The sequence below is a fragment of the Streptomyces sp. NPDC032940 genome, assembly GCF_040636935.1.
Taxonomy (GTDB): domain Bacteria; phylum Actinomycetota; class Actinomycetes; order Streptomycetales; family Streptomycetaceae; genus Streptomyces.
In genome coordinates this window covers 126,302-140,709 of sequence record NZ_JBEZVJ010000003.1, presented here as the reverse complement: position 1 = coordinate 140,709, position 14,408 = coordinate 126,302, and the positions used below count along the sequence as shown (strand labels likewise).

The window sequence follows — 14,408 nt, the reverse complement described above, 5'->3', positions numbered from 1 at the left end:
CGAGTTGATCTCCGCGTTGGACCGCGGGTCACCCGCGTAGTCCATCCGGTCCGTGCACTTCTTGCCGGCGCGACCGGTGGGGGCGGCCGCGCCGGCGGAGGGGGACTGCACGACGCTCGACGTGGTGACGGAGGGCGCGGCGCCGTCGGTGGTTCCGCCGTTGTCGCAGGCGGTGAGTGCCAGGCCGGCGGCCATGACGGCGAGGGCGAGCACCGGGAACGAGCGGCGAGCGGTCATGACGTTGTCCTCCACGGGTCGGGCCTGGTCGAGCAGGCGCTGTACGTCTCCGAGGAGGGTCCGGGCGCCGGGGCGGGTTGTCCCGGCGCCGGCGTCCGGACACGCCTGTGACAAGCGGGGGGCCTCGCCGTGACGTTGTCTCAGGGCAGACGCCGGGCGAGGGCGCGCAGGAGCGCCACCACCCCGGCCGGCCCGTCCACCTCGACGTCGGCGCGCTTTCTCAGCTCCGTCACCTCGTCGCTGCCGCTGCACACCAGGAGTCCCGGGGTGCCCTCGGCACGGAGCCGGTCCACGGCGGCGAAGGCCGGGAGGTCACCGAGGTCGTCCCCGGCGAACAGCACCGCCCCGGCCCCCGTCTCCCGTACGTACTCCCGCAGTGCGCCACCCTTGTCCACACCGGGCGGCCGCAGCTCCAGCACCAGGCGCCCCGGTTCCACGACGAGCCCGTGCCGCACCGCCAGCTCGGCCAGCGGCGCGCGCAGCGCCTCGAAGGCGGCCTGCGGATCGGCGGCCCGACGCGTGTGCACGGCGACCGCCCGGCCCTTCTCCTCGATCCACGTGCCCTCCCCGGCACCGGAGGTGCCCAGTACCCCCGGCAGCTCGGCCCGTACGGCGGCCACCCCGGGGTGGGGCGGCGGGGCGGTGACGGTCCCCGTCGCGGCGTCCCAGCGCTCGGCGCCGTAGTGGCCGAGGACGACGAGGTGGTCCAGGCCGGGGACGTCCGCGAAGCCGCCGTGGTGCACGGCGACCTCGGCCGGACGGCCGGTGATCACCGCGACGGAGGCGACCTTCGGGGCGAGGGCCGCGAGCGCGGGCACCGCGTCCGGGTGCGCGCGAGCCCGGTCGGGGTCGGGCACGATCGGGGCGAGCGTGCCGTCGAAGTCGAGCGCGATCACCGCGCGGCCGGGGCGGGCGAGGAGCGCGTCGAGCCCCTCACGGCCGGCCTCGGTCACGGGAGTCGGCAGACGGTCCGCGGGGACCTGGGAGTCGGCGGAGTCGGGGGTGGAGTCCTGGTGGCTGCCCATACGGCGAACCTATCCCGCGGGCGCCGGACCCAACCTCAGCGCTCGCCGCGCCGCGACTGACGCACCCGGCGCAGCCGGTTGACCGTCACCGGGTCGAGGGCCAGGGCGCGCGGGTCGTCCAGGAGGGCGTTGAGGAGCTGGTAGTAACGGACGGGGGCCAGGCCCAGCTCCTCACGGATCGCGCGTTCCTTCGCGCCGGGGCCGGGAAAGCCGCGGCGCTCCAGCGCGAGGATGCCGCGCTCCCTTGCTCCGAGCTCCATACGGCGCACCATAACGCCCGCCACCGACAGGCGCGCCCGGCCGGTGCTACTCGCCGCTGCCCGCGCGCATCGCCGTCGCCTGGATCTGTCCGAGGACCTCCGCCGGGCTGCCGCCGGGGACGACCGTCTGGCCGATGCGCTTCTTGACGTCCGCGCTGACCGAGGCCCAGGAGGTCTTGCCGACCGGGTAGAGCTCGGAGAGCAGCAGCTCGTCCAGGAACGGCTTGAGGTCCTTGTCCTCGGCCGCCGTGCTCATCACCTCGGACGCGGAGGTGGTCACCGGCAGCAGGTCGTACTCGCGGGAGAAGTCGAGGACGTTCTCGTCGCTGTAGACGAAGTCGAGGAAGTCGCCGATCTCCTCCTGGTGGCCGTTCTGCCTGAAGGCCGTCATCCAGTCGGTGACGCCGAGCGTGTTCCTGCTCGTGCCCTCGGTGCCGGGGGTGGGCACCATGCCGTACTTCACGCCCTTGGCGGAGGCCGCCTTCATCAGCGAGGGGTGGCCGTTGAGCATGCCGACCTCGCCGGCCGCGAAGGCGGCGAAGGCGTCGGCCCGGTTCAGCTTGCCGGGGGCGACCGGACCGGTGAGGCCCTTGCCGACCAGCTCGTCCCTGAGCCAGGTGAAGGTGGTGACGTTCTGCGGCGAGTCGACGGAGTAGGTGCCGACGTCGTCGGTGTAGCCGCCCCCGCCGCTGAGCATCCACTGCATCGTCTCGGCCTGCGCCTCCTCGGGGCCCAGCGGCAGCGCGTACGGGTACTTCACGCCGTCCGCCTTGAGCGCCTCGGCCGCGTCGGCGAGGTCGTCCCAGGTCTTCGGCGGGGTGACGCCGGCCTTCTCGAAGAGGGTCTTGTTGTAGAAGAGCACCCGCGTGGAGGCGGCGAACGGCAGGCCGTACTGGACGCCGTGGACCTGGCCGGCCGTGGCCAGCTGGGAGACGAAGTCGGCCTGGACCGGTATGGAGAGCACGTCGTCGGCCCGGTAGAGCAGGTCCTTGGCCGCGTAGTCGGAGTAGGCGCCGATCTGCGCCATGTCCGGGGCCTCGCCGGCGTCGACCATCTCGCGGACCTTGCGGTCGACGTCGTTCCAGGAGTAGACCGCGACGTCCACGTGCACGTCGGGGTGCTTGGCCTCGAAGGACTTGGCCAGCTCGTCCCAGTACTCCTGGGAACTGTTGGCCTTGCTGTCGCCGTAGTCCGCGGCGACCAGCTTCAGGGTCACCTCGTCGGATCCGCCGGTGAGTCCGCAGCCGCCGAGGACCGCCGTCAGCCCCAGGGCGGACACCGCCGCGATCGTTCCAGTCCTGCGCCGCTGCACCGTTCCTGCCCCGCCCTGCCATGTGTCGATCGGTTCGCTCGTCCGCTTACCGGACTAAGGTCTACACCACGCGAGTGGACTAGACCTCTCCCGGGTGTACGGGCCACACTGTCCCCGTGAGACATGTCATCGCCCTCGATGTGGGCGGCACCGGGATGAAGGCCGCCCTGGCGGGGCCGGGAGGCGAGCTGCTGCACCAGGCCCGCCGCGCCACCGGACGCGAGCGCGGGCCCGAGGCCGTCGTCGCGGGCATCCTGGACTTCGCCGCCGAACTGCGCGCCCTGGGCGCCGACCGGTTCGGCGGGGACGCCGTCGCCGCCGGTGTCGCCGTGCCCGGCATCATCGACGAGGAGCACGGCACCGCCGTCTACGCCGCAAACCTGGGCTGGCGCGACGTCCCCCTGCGCGCGCTGCTCAGCGAGCGGCTCGGCGGCATCCCGGTCGCGCTCGGCCACGACGTGCGCACCGGCGGGCTCGCCGAGGGCCGGGTCGGGGCCGGGCGGGGCGCCGACCGGTTCCTGTTCGTGCCGCTGGGCACCGGGATCGCGGGCGCCATCGGCATCGGCGGCCGGGTGGAGGCGGGCGCCCACGGCTTCGCCGGCGAGATCGGCCACGTGGTCGTGCGGCCGGCCGGCACCCCGTGCCCGTGCGGGCAGCGCGGCTGCCTGGAGCGGTACGCGTCCGCGTCCGCCGTCAGCCAGGCCTGGGCCGAGGCGTGCGGCGACCCTCAGGCCGATGCCGCCGACTGCGCCAAGGCCGTCGAGTCGGGCGACGCCCGCGCCGCCCGCGTGTGGCAGGACGCCGTGGACGCGCTCGCCGACGGGCTGGTCACCGCGCTCACTCTGCTGGACCCGCGCGTCCTGATCATCGGTGGCGGCCTCGCGGAGGCCGGGGAAACCTTGTTCACACCGCTGCGGGACGCCGTCCGGCGGCGCGTCACCTTCCAGAAGCTGCCGGAGCTGGTTCCCGCGGCCCTGGGGGACACCGCCGGCTGCCTCGGTGCCGGGCTCATGGCCTGGGACCTGCTCGACATCCCTGACACGACCGCGACTCCCCCGGAGGTAACCACCTGATGGCCCCAAGCAAGGTTCTCGCCGGTGCCCGGGTGGTAATGCCCACCGGCACCGTGGACGACGGCCGCGTGATCGTCGACGGCACGCGGATCGCGGACACGGCGCCCCGGGACGCGGAGACCCTCGACCTCGCCGGCCACTGGGTGGTCCCCGGCTTCGTCGACCTCCACAACCACGGCGGCGGCGGCGCCTCCTTCGCCGGCGGCGACGCCGAGGACGTTCTCAAGGGCGTCCGCACCCACCGCCTGCACGGCACCACCACGGTGGTCGCCTCCGCCGTCACCGGCGACCTGGACTTCCTCGCCCGGCACGCCGGGATGCTCGCCGAGCTGGCCCAGCAGGGCGAGATCGCCGGCATCCACTTCGAGGGGCCGTTCATCTCCCCGTGCCGCAAGGGCGCGCACGACGAGGAGCTGCTGCGCGACCCCGACCCGGCCGAGGTCCGCAAGCTGATCGACGCGGCGCACGGCCACGCGAAGATGATGACGCTGGCCACCGAGCTGCCGGGCGGCCTGGACTCGGTGCGGCTGCTCACCGAGCACGGCGTGATCGCGGCCGTCGGGCACACCGACGCGACCTACGAGCAGACACTCGAGGCCATCGACGCGGGCGCGACCGTCGCCACGCACCTGTTCAACGCCATGCCGCCGCTCGGCCACCGCTCCCCCGGCCCGATCGCGGCGCTGCTGGAGGACGAGCGGATCACCGTCGAACTGATCAACGACGGCACCCATCTGCATCCGGCCGCGCTCCAGCTGGCCTTCCACCACGCGGGCGCGTCCCGGGTCGCCTTCATCACCGACGCGATGGACGCGGCCGGCTTCGGCGACGGCCGCTACATGCTCGGTCCGATGGAGGTCGAGGTCGCCGACGGCGTGGCCCGGCTGGTGGAGGGCGGCTCGATCGCCGGCTCCACGCTCACCCTGGACCGCGCCTTCAAGCGGGCGGTGACGGTGGACGGGCTGCCCGTCGAGGACGTCGTCGCCGCGATCTCCGCCAACCCGGCCCGGCTGCTCGGCCTCGCCGACCGCGTCGGCTCGCTGGAGCCCGGCAAGGACGCCGACCTGGTCGTTCTCGACGCCGGCTTCGACCTGGTGGGCGTGATGCGCCGGGGCGAATGGGTGGTCGGTCCGCAACTGGGCTGATCCGTCCCCGAGTCCGCCTCCGGACCGGCCGACGGTGGCCGGTCCGAGGGGTGGGCCGACGGCCTTCCGTTTGGCATGATCGTGACTCCGGAGTCGTCTTCGGGAAGGCTCCCGGAAGGCTCCGGGAACGTCTTCGGAACACATGGCGGACACAGACGATCGGGGGAGGTCGGCGCGGGTGATACTCACGGTCACGCTGAACACCGCTCTCGACATCACGTACCGCGTGCCGGCCCTGCGGCCGCACGCCTCCCACCGGGTCACCGACGTGACGGAACGCCCGGGCGGCAAGGGGCTGAACGTGGCCCGGGTGCTCGCGGCGCTCGGCCACGAGGTGACGGTGACCGGCTTCGCCGGCGGCACCACCGGGCGTGTCGTGCGGGAGGGGCTGACCGGCGTGCGCGGGGTGACCGACGCGCTCGTGCCGGTCGCCGGGGCGACCCGGCGGACCGTCGCCGTCGTCGACGAGCGCAGCGGCGACACCACCCAGCTCAACGAGCCGGGCCCGGCCGTCGCCCCCGCCGAGTGGAACGCCTTCCAGGACACCTACGCCGACCTGCTCGCCGACGCCTCGGCGGTCGCCCTGTGCGGCAGCCTGCCGCCGGGTGTGCCGGTGGGCGCCTACGCCGGGCTGGTGCGCACCGCGCGCGCGGCGGGCGTGCCGGTGCTGCTGGACACCAGCGGGGAGCCGCTGCGCCGGGGCGTGGCCGCACGGCCGGACCTGATCAAGCCGAACGCCGACGAACTGGCCGAGCTGACCGGCTCGCACGAGCCGCTGCGGGCCGCCCAGGCCGCCCGGCGGCGCGGCGCCGGGTCCGTGGTGGCATCCCTGGGCGCGGAGGGGCTGCTCGCGGTGACGCCGGAGGGCCGCTGGCGGGCGGCACCGCCCGCGCACGTGCGCGGCAATCCGACCGGCGCGGGCGACTCCGCGGTCGCGGGTCTGCTGTCGGGCCTGGTCGAGCACCTGCCCTGGCCGGACCGCCTGACCCGCGCGGTCGCCCTGTCCGCGGCGACGGTGCTGTCCCCGGTGGCGGGCGAGTTCGACCGGGCGGCGTACGAGGAACTGCTCGGCCGGGGCGTCGCGGTGACGGCGGAGGCCGACGCGGCGTGACCCGCTAGTCCTTGACGTTGCCCTTCTTCAGGGAGAACTGGTCCAGCAGGACGTTGCACTTGTCGCCGTCCCCGCAGGACAGCGTGATCGTGTTGGTGCCCTTGTTGAGCGTGGGCCAGGCGTAGGTCTTGGTCCAGCCCTTGGCGAAGTCGCCGTCCGCGGCGTGCGCGAAGTTGCTCAGGTTCATCTTGCTGCCGAACGGCTTGCCGTTGACCGTGAGGGTCATCGACTGGTCCTCCCCGGCCGCGCTGTAGCGGGCGAAGAGGGTGTAGGCGCCGTCCTCGGGGATGCCGTCGACGGTCCAGGTGACCGAGGCGCCGGGCTGGTTGAGGCCGGTCACATAGGCGCCGCCGTCCGACTCGGCCCCCTCGACATCCGAGGCGGTCGCCACACCGGGCGACAGCTGGAGCTGGCCGGCCTGGGCCGACGGCAGCTTCACCTCTTCCTCGGCGCTGTTGCTCGCCGACGGGCTGGGGTCGGTGCTCTCGGACTGGGTCGGGGTGGTGTTGCCGCCCGCCTCGTCGCCGCCCTTGTCGTCGTCCGCGCCGCTGCTGGTCATGGCCACGGCGATGCCGATGACGACCGCGGCGACCACGGCGACCGCGCCGATCAGCAGGCCCTTGGTGTTGGGGCCGCGGCGTCCGCCGCCCCCGCCGTGGGACGGCTGCTGCGAGGCCGTGGGGGCGCCGCCCGGCAGCGTCTCCGGCGCGGCGTAGTGCGCGTTCGGCCGGCCGTAGGCGCCCTGCTGCGGACCGTAGGCGCCCTGCTGCGGCGGGGCCGCCTGGCCGTACGCGGCGGTCGGGGCGGACTGGCCCTGCGGCGCCCCGTACTGCCGTGTGCCGACGGGACGCACCCGGTTGACGGAGTTCGGGTAGCCGTAGCCACCGGACGGCGGCTGGGCTCCGTTGGCCTGCCCGTCGGCGTACAGGTAGCCGAAGGGGTCGTCGTCCTCGGGCGTGCTCGCGCCGTTGTTGCCGGGCGTCATCCCTAGGTCTCCTAACCAGGTGCGGTGCGTTTGCGGTACAGGTGGTGAGAGGGCGAGCCTACCTGCTCCCACTGACCCGAACGGGTGACTCGGACCGCATCAGCACGCTGAGCTGGGGATCATCCGGCACGTCGGTGCTGTTTGGGACGAGATCGTTTCTCTACGTACATCCGTTCGTCGGCGGACTTCAGGACTTCGTCCGCCGTCATGCCGCAGTGGGCCCACCCGATGCCGAAGCTGGCGCCGACGCGGACCGCCCGTCCCTCGGCCCGGATCGGCTGGATGATCTCGTTCCGCAGCCGCACGGCGAGGTCCTCGGCGTCGGCCCGGCCGAGTCCGTCGGCGAGGATCACGAACTCGTCGCCGCCGAGCCGGGCCACGGTGTCGCCGTCGCGCACCCCGCCGCCGAGCCTGCGGGCGACCTCGATGAGGACGGCGTCGCCCGCGTTGTGCCCGAACCGGTCGTTGATCGACTTGAAGCCGTCCAGGTCGCAGAAGAGGACCGCGAGCCCCTTGGTGCCGTCGTCCCGGCCGCTGCCGGGGGCGACCGTGTGCACATGGTGGTCGTAGGCCCCGTAGGGGTCGGCGCCGGAGCCGAAGTCGAAGGTGTGGCCCCCGGAGTCGGTGACGGGGTGCCCGTAGGCCGCGTCCATCGCGTCGGCCACCGCCGCGTGCGGGGACTGGGGTCGCCGGCACAGCCGGGCGGCGAGCCGGGCGCGCAGCTCGGCGGAGTTCGGCAGACCGGTGAGGGAGTCGTGGGAGGCGCGGTGGGCGAGCTGGAGCTCGCGGCGTTTGCGTTCCTCTATGTCCTCGACGTGGGTCAGCAGGAAGCGGGGCCCGTCGGCGGCGTCGGCGACGACGCTGTTGCGCAGGGAGACCCACACGTACGTGCCGTCGCGGCGCCCGAGGCGCAGCTCGGCCCGGCCGCCCTCGGCGGAGGTGCGCAGCAGGGTGCCGATGTCCTCGGGGTGGACGAGGTCGGAGAAGGCGTAGCGGCGCATCGCGGAGGCGGGGCGGCCGAGGAGGCGGCAGAGCGCGTCGTTGGTGCGCAGGATGCGGCCGTGCTGGTCGCCGCCCATCTCGGCGATGGCCATGCCGGAGGGGGCGTACTCGAAGGCCTGCCGGAAGCTCTCCTCGCTCGCTCTGAGGGCCTGCTGGTCGCGTTCGAGGCGGACCAGGGCGCGCTGCATGTTGGAGCGGAGGCGGGCGTTGCTGATGGCGATGGCGGCCTGGAAGGCGTACATCTGCAGGGCCTCGCGGCCCCAGGCGCCGGGGCGGCGGCCGTTGCGGGGGCGGTCCACGGACAGCACGCCGATCAGTTCGCCGCTGTTGCCGCTGCCCTGCGGACCCGGCGCGTACATGGGGGCGAAGAGGCGGTCCGAGGGGTGCCACTCGTCCTCGAAGCGGGGCGCGGGCCCGTCGGTGTACCACTGGGGGACGTCGTCGTCGTCGAGGATCCAGCCCTCGGTGTGGGGTATGAAGATCAGGTCGCCCCACTGCTCGCCCATGCCGAGGCGGCGCTCCCAGGACTCGCGGGACCCGGCCCGGCCGGTGATCAGGGCCTCGGCGGCCTGGTTGCCGGAGAAGGCGGCGACGACGAGGTCGCCGTCGGGGCGGACGAGATTGACGCACGCCAGTTCGTACCCGAGGGCCTGGACGACGCCGTCGGCGACGGTCTGCAGGGTGTCCGCCAGGCTGCGGGCCGTGTTCATGTCGGCCATGACCTGATGCAGCTGCCGCAGGGAGGCAAGGCGGACGTAGGGCTCCGACTCGGTCTCCATGCTCGCCCTCCCCCCGAGACCTCGCAGCGAATCAAGGGTTCTCTTCGGCGTATCGTCCTTACCAGCTTCCGCCACTGAATCACAGCGCGCTGCCCACTCGGTACACAGGGTCAACAATTAATGTCCCTTGTGACTCAAGTCACAGCTAAAGATGAACAATTGGGTGGTGATTCTGCGTTTTCCGCGTGCGTTTACTGAACGCAAAATTTGTGGGCATGCGCACGACTTCCCCGAGCCCGGTCCCGGCCGCCGCCGACGCCTGGTCCCGGGGACCTAGGCCGGTCCTAGGTCCCGGTTCGGGCCGGGGGCCGATGCCCGGCCGACGGCCCGGCGATTAGCGTGGCGGGGTGCCGAACACTCCCCCGCTCGCGTCCCCCGCTCCTTCCGCTTTCTCGCTGCCGTCGCCGGCCCGCGGGCATGCTGAAGGGGTGAGCAACGACGAATTCCGCGCCGTCATGTCCCGGCTGGCCTCGGGCGTGGTCCTGGTGACCGCGCAGGAGCCGCCGCTCGACCCCGACGATCCGGGTGCGCCGCGCGGCGAGGACGTCGGGATGACGGCCACGGCGTTCATGTCGGTGTCCCTGGACCCGCCGCTGGTCCTGGTCAGCCTGCGCGCCGGCTCCCGCATGGACGACCTGCTCGACGAGCAGCCCGTGTGGGCGGTCTCCGTCCTGTCCGAGAGCCAGCGGCACATCGCGGGGCGCTTCGCGATGAAGGGGCGGGTCAGCGACCGGCTCCTGTTCGAGGACATCCCCTGTGTGCGGGGCGAGGTGTCCGGGTCCCCGCTGGTGGGCGGTGCCCTGGCGACCCTGGAGTGCCGCACCGAGCAGCGCATACCGGCCGGGGACCACACCCTGGTGATCGGCCGCGTCCTGACCGCCGCCGTGCCGAGCGCGGACGGCGGGCCGCTGACGTACTTCCGCGGGCGGTACCGGCACTTGGGCTGAGCGGTAATTCGCTCGTCCGGCGCCCGGGCACCCGCCTAGGGTGCGCGCATGACGACCAGCACCACGCTCCGCCTGGAGAAGATCACCCCCGCGAACATCGAGGCCGCCCTCGCGATACGCGTGCGCCCCGAGCAGGAGTTCGCCGTCTCCCCGGTGGTGAAGTCCCTCGCCGAGGCCTACGTCCACCCCGAGAAGGCATGGCCCCGGCTGGTCGTCGACGGCGAGCGTCCCGTCGGCTTCCTCATGGGCTTCTTCGGCATCGACTGGTACGACGACGGCAGCGCGCTGCGCTCCGGCCTGTGGCGCCTGAACATCGCCGCCGACGAGCAGGGCCGGGGCTACGGGCGCTTCGCCGTGGAGTCGGTGTCCGCGGAGATCCGGCGCCGCGGCGGCAAGGAGTGCTTCGTCACCTGGCACCCCGGCGAGCACGGCCCCGAGAACTTCTACCTGGGCCTCGGCTTCCGCCCGAACGGCGAGAAGGCCGAGGAGGAGACGGTGGGCGTACTGGCGCTGGACTGACCGCGCCCCGGCGCCGCCCGGTCATCCCCAGTCCCGCGCGGAGCGCCCCCGTTTGGTCTCGGACCGCTGCTTCTTCTCCCGCAGCCGCCGCTCGTTGATGCCGCGCGGGATGCGGGTCGGCCGGCGCGGCTTGGGCGGCGGCGCGGTCGCCTCCGCGAGCAGCGCCGCGAGACGCACCGCGGCGGTCTCGCGGTTGCGCCACTGGGAGCGGTGCTCGGAGGCGCGCACGGTGACGACCCCGTCGGTCAGCCGCCCCGCCAGCCGCTCCAGCGCCCGCGCCTTCCACACCTCGGGCAGCGCCTCGGTGCGGGCCAGGTCGAAGCGGAGCTCCACGGCGGTGTCCGTGGTGTTGACGTGCTGCCCGCCCGGCCCCGAGGAACGCGAGAAACGCCAGACGAGCTCGGCCTCGGGAAGCGAGACGGAGCCTCTGATGACATGGGGACCGGACATGCCGTCCATGGTCCCGCCCCCGGGCGCCCCGCGTCACCCGAATATCCCCGGTCCCTGCCCTCGCCCCGGCCTTCCGCCCCGATTCGGTAAAGAAAGTAAAGAGAGCTGGAACCTTGCGTACCCCTCTCGTCGTTCATGGGGGTAGCTGTAGCTTTCTTGCCGTACGCACACGAGGGAAGGGACTCCCAACAATGGCTGTAAGCCTGTCCAAGGGTGGCAACGTCTCGCTCACCAAGGAGGCTCCGGGCCTGACCGCCGTCACCGTGGGCCTCGGCTGGGACGTCCGCACCACCACCGGCACGGACTTCGACCTCGACGCCTCGGCGATCGCGGTCAACACGCAGGGCAAGGTCTACTCCGACGCCCACTTCGTGTTCTTCAACAACAAGCAGACCCCGGACAACACGATCGTCCACACCGGTGACAACCGCACCGGCGAGGGCGCCGGCGACGACGAGGCGATCAACGTCAACCTGGCCGCCCTGCCGGCCGACGTCGACAAGATCGTCTTCCCGGTCTCGATCTACGACGCGGAGAACCGCTCGCAGAACTTCGGCCAGGTCCGCAACGCCTACATCCGCATCGTCAACCAGGCCGGCGGCGCCGAGATCGCCCGCTACGACCTGTCGGAGGACGCGGCCACCGAGACCGCGATGGTCTTCGGCGAGCTCTACCGCAACGGCGCCGAGTGGAAGTTCCGCGCCGTCGGCCAGGGCTACGCCTCGGGCCTCGCGGGCATCGCCCAGGACTTCGGCGTGAACGTCTGACGTCCGCCCGCCCCTTGGCCGTACGAAGGCCCCCCGGCCCCCCCGGGGGGCCTTCGGCGTCACGGCAGCAGCCGCTGCTCCTTCGCCACCGCGACCGCTCCCGCACGCGTGTCGACGCCCAGCTTGTCGTAGATGCGGCGCAGATGGGTCTTCACCGTCGCCTCGCTGATGAACAGGGCCCGGGCGATCTCCCGGTTGCCGAGCCCGGTGGCGAGCTGGGCCAGGATGTCGCGCTCCCGGTCGGTGAGGGAGGGGCGCGGGCTGCGCATGTTGGCCATGACCCGGCTGGCGACCGGCCCGGACAGCGCCGTACGGCCGCGTGCGGCGGCGTGGATCGCGGCGAACAGCTCCTCGGGACGCTCGGCCTTGAGGAGATAGCCGGTCGCACCGGCCTCGATGGCCCGGGTGATGTCGGCGTCGGTGTCGTACGTGGTGAGCACCAGGACGTGCGGGGAGGGACCGTCGCCGGCGGTGAGGCGGCGCGTGGCCTCCACCCCGTCGATGCCCTCGCCGAGCTGAAGGTCCATCAGCACCACGTCGGGTGCCAGCCGCGCGGCGAGGGCGAGCGCCTCCTCTCCGGTGCCGGCCTCGCCGGCCACCTCGATGCCGGGGGCGCTGTCGAGCAGGGCCAGCAGTCCGGCGCGTACGACGACGTGGTCGTCGCAGACGAGGATGCGGACGGGGGCCGGGGCGGTGGTGCCCGGGGCGGCCGGTCCGGTCATCGGGGTGCCTCCTGCGGGTCGGCCGGGCCGGGCGGGTCGAGGGGGACGGCGGCGGACAGCACGGTGCCCTCGCCGGGGCCGGACTCGACGGTCAGGGTGCCGCCGAGCCCGCGCAGCCGGGCGCGCATCGCGGGCAGTCCGTGCCCGCGCACCCCGGACGGGGCGCCGGGCTGCGCGGCCGGGTCGAAGCCGTGCCCGTCGTCGCTGACGTCCAGGACGGCCTGGTCGTCGAGGACGGTGAGGGTGAGCGCGGCCGTGGCGGCGCCGGCGTGCTCCCGGACGTTGGCCAGGGCGCCCTGGGCGATCCTCAGCAGGGCCGACTGGACGCGGTCGGGCAGCAGCGGGGCCCGGCCGCCGTCGTCCACGTGGACCCGCACGGTGAGGTGGTCCCCGGTCTCCCGCTCGGCCAGTGCGCGCAGCGCCGCCACGAGGCCGCCGCCGCGCGCGAGGTCGGCCGGGGCGAGGTCGTGCACGAAGCGGCGGGCCTCGGCGAGATTGTGCTCGGCGACGGACGCGGCGCCCCGGACGTGGCCGCGGGCCTTGCCCGGGTCGGACTCCCAGACCCGCTCCGCCGCCTGGAGCAGCATCCGCTGGCTGGACAGGCCCTGGGCGAGGGTGTCGTGGATCTCCATGGACAGGCGCTGGCGTTCGGCGAGGGTGCCCTCGCGGCGCTCGGCCGCGGCGAGTTCGCGGCGGGTGCGGATCAGGTCGTCGATCAGGGCCCGCTGCCGCTCCGCCTGCCGTTCGGTGTGCAGGAACACGGCCGTGGCGATGGCGGTGACGGCCGGCGGCGCGAGCAGCAGGTTCGGGTCGAAGCGCCCGGCGAGCCTCAGCTGCGCGGCGACGACGAACACCGTCAGGACGGTCACCAGCACCAGCGCCGCCCGGGCCGGCAGGGTCCGCAGGCCGGTGTAGAAGAGGGGCACGGCGCACCAGGAGAAGCTGGGCGCGAGGACGACGAGCACCATCCACACCGCGACCACCGCACCGAGCCAGGCCAGGCTCCGCCGGGTGGGCCGCGCGCCGGCGCCGCTGAGCACGGGCCCGAGCAGATGCAGCGCGGCGAGGGCGAGGGACAGGGCGATGATCCAGGGGGTGCGGGGTTCGCCGGGGTGGCGCAGCAGGAAGCGGGCGAGGGCGCCGCCGAGCAGCAGGAAGAACGCCGCGTGCAGGACGGCACCGAGCCACCGGGTGTCCGGGTCGTAGGGCTTGGGCATCCGCGCACGACTCCTCTCCACCGCTGTGTCCTTCCACGCCGGGCAGCACGTTCACTCCCATGGTGACCTGCCCGGACGGTGGACGGGTCAGCCGATCGGACGACCCCGCCGTCGCCCGTTCCGTCGCGGGGGAGCAGCCGGAACGGCGACCGGGCACCCGGGGTGCCGGGCGGAGGGTGGAGAGCAGAAGGACGGAAGCGGCCCGCAGGGGCCTCGACGCGGACCGTCCGCCCCGACCCGAGGAGCATCCACCATGAAGAAGACCCTTTCCCGGCGCGCCCGTATCGCCACCGGCGGCGCCGTCCTCGCCGCCGTCGCCGCGGGCACCTTCGGCACGGTGGCGGCCAACGCCTCGGCGCCGGAGTCCGCCCAGGGTTCCGCCGCGACCGCCGCCCCCGCCGCCGCGGCCGGCAAGGGCGACACCACGACCACCACGCACCTGACCGCCGACGCCGCCACCGAGGCCGCCCAGGCCGCGCTGAAGGCCGCGGCGAAGGAGGGGCAGCGCGTCTCGGTCGCCGTCGTCGACCGCAACGGCAACACGATCCTCACCCTGCGCGGGGACGGCGCCGGCCCGCAGTCGTACGAGTCGGCCGTGAAGAAGGCGTACACCGCCGTCTCCTGGAACGCCACGACCACCGAGCTGGAGGGCCGCCTGGAGAACGCCCCGAACCTCAAGGACATCCCCGGCACGCTGTTCCTGGGCGGTGGCGTCCCGGTCACCGCCGGAAAGGCGCCGATCGCCGGCATCGGCGTCGCGGGAGCCCCGTCCGGCGCCCTGGACGAGAAGTTCGCGCAGGCGGGCGCGGAGGCGCTGCGCTAGCGACCGCCCCCGGCCCCCGGCCGCCGGCCTCCGG

General features: G+C 73.7%; 15 protein-coding genes and 1 pseudogene. 7 read left to right on the top strand and 9 right to left on the bottom strand.

Annotation, left to right across the window (positions count from 1 at the left end; translation table 11 throughout):
• The 4 genes and pseudogenes from AB0E77_RS05620 to AB0E77_RS05605 all read right to left on the bottom strand — a co-directional run.
• Positions 1 to 237 (bottom strand): annotated as a pseudogene (locus tag AB0E77_RS05620) (hypothetical protein); the annotation flags it as partial.
• A gap of 140 nt (positions 238 to 377) precedes the next feature.
• A complete protein-coding gene (gene otsB / locus AB0E77_RS05615; RefSeq protein WP_361565961.1) occupies positions 378 to 1,262 on the bottom strand; it encodes a trehalose-phosphatase in 885 nt (294 codons plus the stop codon).
• 35 nt (positions 1,263 to 1,297) lie between these two features.
• Positions 1,298 to 1,522 (bottom strand): DUF3263 domain-containing protein, encoded by a 225-nt coding sequence (locus AB0E77_RS05610; RefSeq protein ID WP_361565959.1) that lies wholly within the window; start codon positions 1,520 to 1,522, stop codon positions 1,298 to 1,300.
• A gap of 46 nt (positions 1,523 to 1,568) precedes the next feature.
• Complete coding sequence (locus tag AB0E77_RS05605; RefSeq protein WP_361565957.1) at positions 1,569 to 2,834, bottom strand: extracellular solute-binding protein; 1,266 nt, start codon at positions 2,832 to 2,834, stop codon at positions 1,569 to 1,571.
• 116 nt (positions 2,835 to 2,950) lie between these two features.
• Here AB0E77_RS05605 and AB0E77_RS05600 point away from each other — a divergent pair, with 116 nt between their 5' ends.
• From AB0E77_RS05600 to AB0E77_RS05590, 3 genes are all read left to right on the top strand, one after another.
• Positions 2,951 to 3,907 (top strand): ROK family protein, encoded by a 957-nt coding sequence (locus AB0E77_RS05600; RefSeq protein ID WP_361565954.1) that lies wholly within the window; start codon positions 2,951 to 2,953, stop codon positions 3,905 to 3,907.
• Positions 3,907 to 5,052, top strand: coding sequence for an N-acetylglucosamine-6-phosphate deacetylase (gene nagA, locus AB0E77_RS05595; RefSeq protein WP_361565951.1), 1,146 nt, complete (start codon positions 3,907 to 3,909; stop codon positions 5,050 to 5,052). Before AB0E77_RS05600 ends, nagA begins: the two co-directional genes overlap by 1 nt.
• A 178-nt stretch (positions 5,053 to 5,230) precedes the next feature.
• Complete coding sequence (locus AB0E77_RS05590) at positions 5,231 to 6,163, top strand: 1-phosphofructokinase family hexose kinase (protein ID WP_361565948.1); 933 nt, start codon at positions 5,231 to 5,233, stop codon at positions 6,161 to 6,163.
• A 4-nt stretch (positions 6,164 to 6,167) separates the two neighbouring features.
• On the opposite strand, the gene AB0E77_RS05585 is transcribed toward AB0E77_RS05590, so the two are convergent.
• Together AB0E77_RS05585 and cdgB are read right to left on the bottom strand one after the other, a co-directional pair.
• On the bottom strand, positions 6,168 to 7,148 hold the full coding sequence (locus AB0E77_RS05585) for a carbohydrate-binding protein (RefSeq protein ID WP_361565946.1): 981 nt from the start codon (positions 7,146 to 7,148) through the stop codon (positions 6,168 to 6,170).
• A gap of 119 nt (positions 7,149 to 7,267) precedes the next feature.
• Entirely contained in the window at positions 7,268 to 8,929 is a 1,662-nt protein-coding gene (gene cdgB / locus AB0E77_RS05580) for a diguanylate cyclase CdgB (RefSeq protein ID WP_361565943.1), read from the bottom strand.
• Positions 8,930 to 9,276: 347 nt separating this feature from the next.
• Here cdgB and AB0E77_RS05575 point away from each other — a divergent pair, with 347 nt between their 5' ends.
• Positions 9,277 to 9,876, top strand: coding sequence for a flavin reductase family protein (locus AB0E77_RS05575; RefSeq protein ID WP_361565941.1), 600 nt, complete (start codon positions 9,277 to 9,279; stop codon positions 9,874 to 9,876).
• A gap of 48 nt (positions 9,877 to 9,924) precedes the next feature.
• Positions 9,925 to 10,395, top strand: coding sequence for a GNAT family N-acetyltransferase (locus AB0E77_RS05570; RefSeq protein WP_361565939.1), 471 nt, complete (start codon positions 9,925 to 9,927; stop codon positions 10,393 to 10,395).
• A gap of 21 nt (positions 10,396 to 10,416) precedes the next feature.
• On the opposite strand, the gene arfB is transcribed toward AB0E77_RS05570, so the two are convergent.
• The gene (gene arfB / locus AB0E77_RS05565; RefSeq protein ID WP_361565936.1) at positions 10,417 to 10,854 is read right to left on the bottom strand and encodes an alternative ribosome rescue aminoacyl-tRNA hydrolase ArfB; all 438 of its coding nucleotides are present in this window, start codon (positions 10,852 to 10,854) and stop codon (positions 10,417 to 10,419) included.
• 182 nt (positions 10,855 to 11,036) lie between these two features.
• Here arfB and AB0E77_RS05560 point away from each other — a divergent pair, with 182 nt between their 5' ends.
• Entirely contained in the window at positions 11,037 to 11,612 is a 576-nt protein-coding gene (locus AB0E77_RS05560) for a TerD family protein (protein WP_159534128.1), read from the top strand.
• A 59-nt stretch (positions 11,613 to 11,671) separates the two neighbouring features.
• On the opposite strand, the gene AB0E77_RS05555 is transcribed toward AB0E77_RS05560, so the two are convergent.
• The gene (locus AB0E77_RS05555; protein WP_361565934.1) at positions 11,672 to 12,334 is read right to left on the bottom strand and encodes a response regulator transcription factor; all 663 of its coding nucleotides are present in this window, start codon (positions 12,332 to 12,334) and stop codon (positions 11,672 to 11,674) included.
• Positions 12,331 to 13,551 (bottom strand): sensor histidine kinase, encoded by a 1,221-nt coding sequence (locus AB0E77_RS05550; protein WP_361565931.1) that lies wholly within the window; start codon positions 13,549 to 13,551, stop codon positions 12,331 to 12,333. Before AB0E77_RS05550 ends, AB0E77_RS05555 begins: the two co-directional genes overlap by 4 nt.
• 253 nt (positions 13,552 to 13,804) lie before the next feature.
• On the opposite strand from AB0E77_RS05550, the gene AB0E77_RS05545 reads away from it, so the two are divergent.
• Positions 13,805 to 14,374, top strand: a complete 570-nt coding sequence (locus AB0E77_RS05545) for a heme-binding protein (protein ID WP_361565928.1) — start codon at positions 13,805 to 13,807, stop codon at positions 14,372 to 14,374.
• Positions 14,375 to 14,408 lie beyond the last annotated feature (34 nt).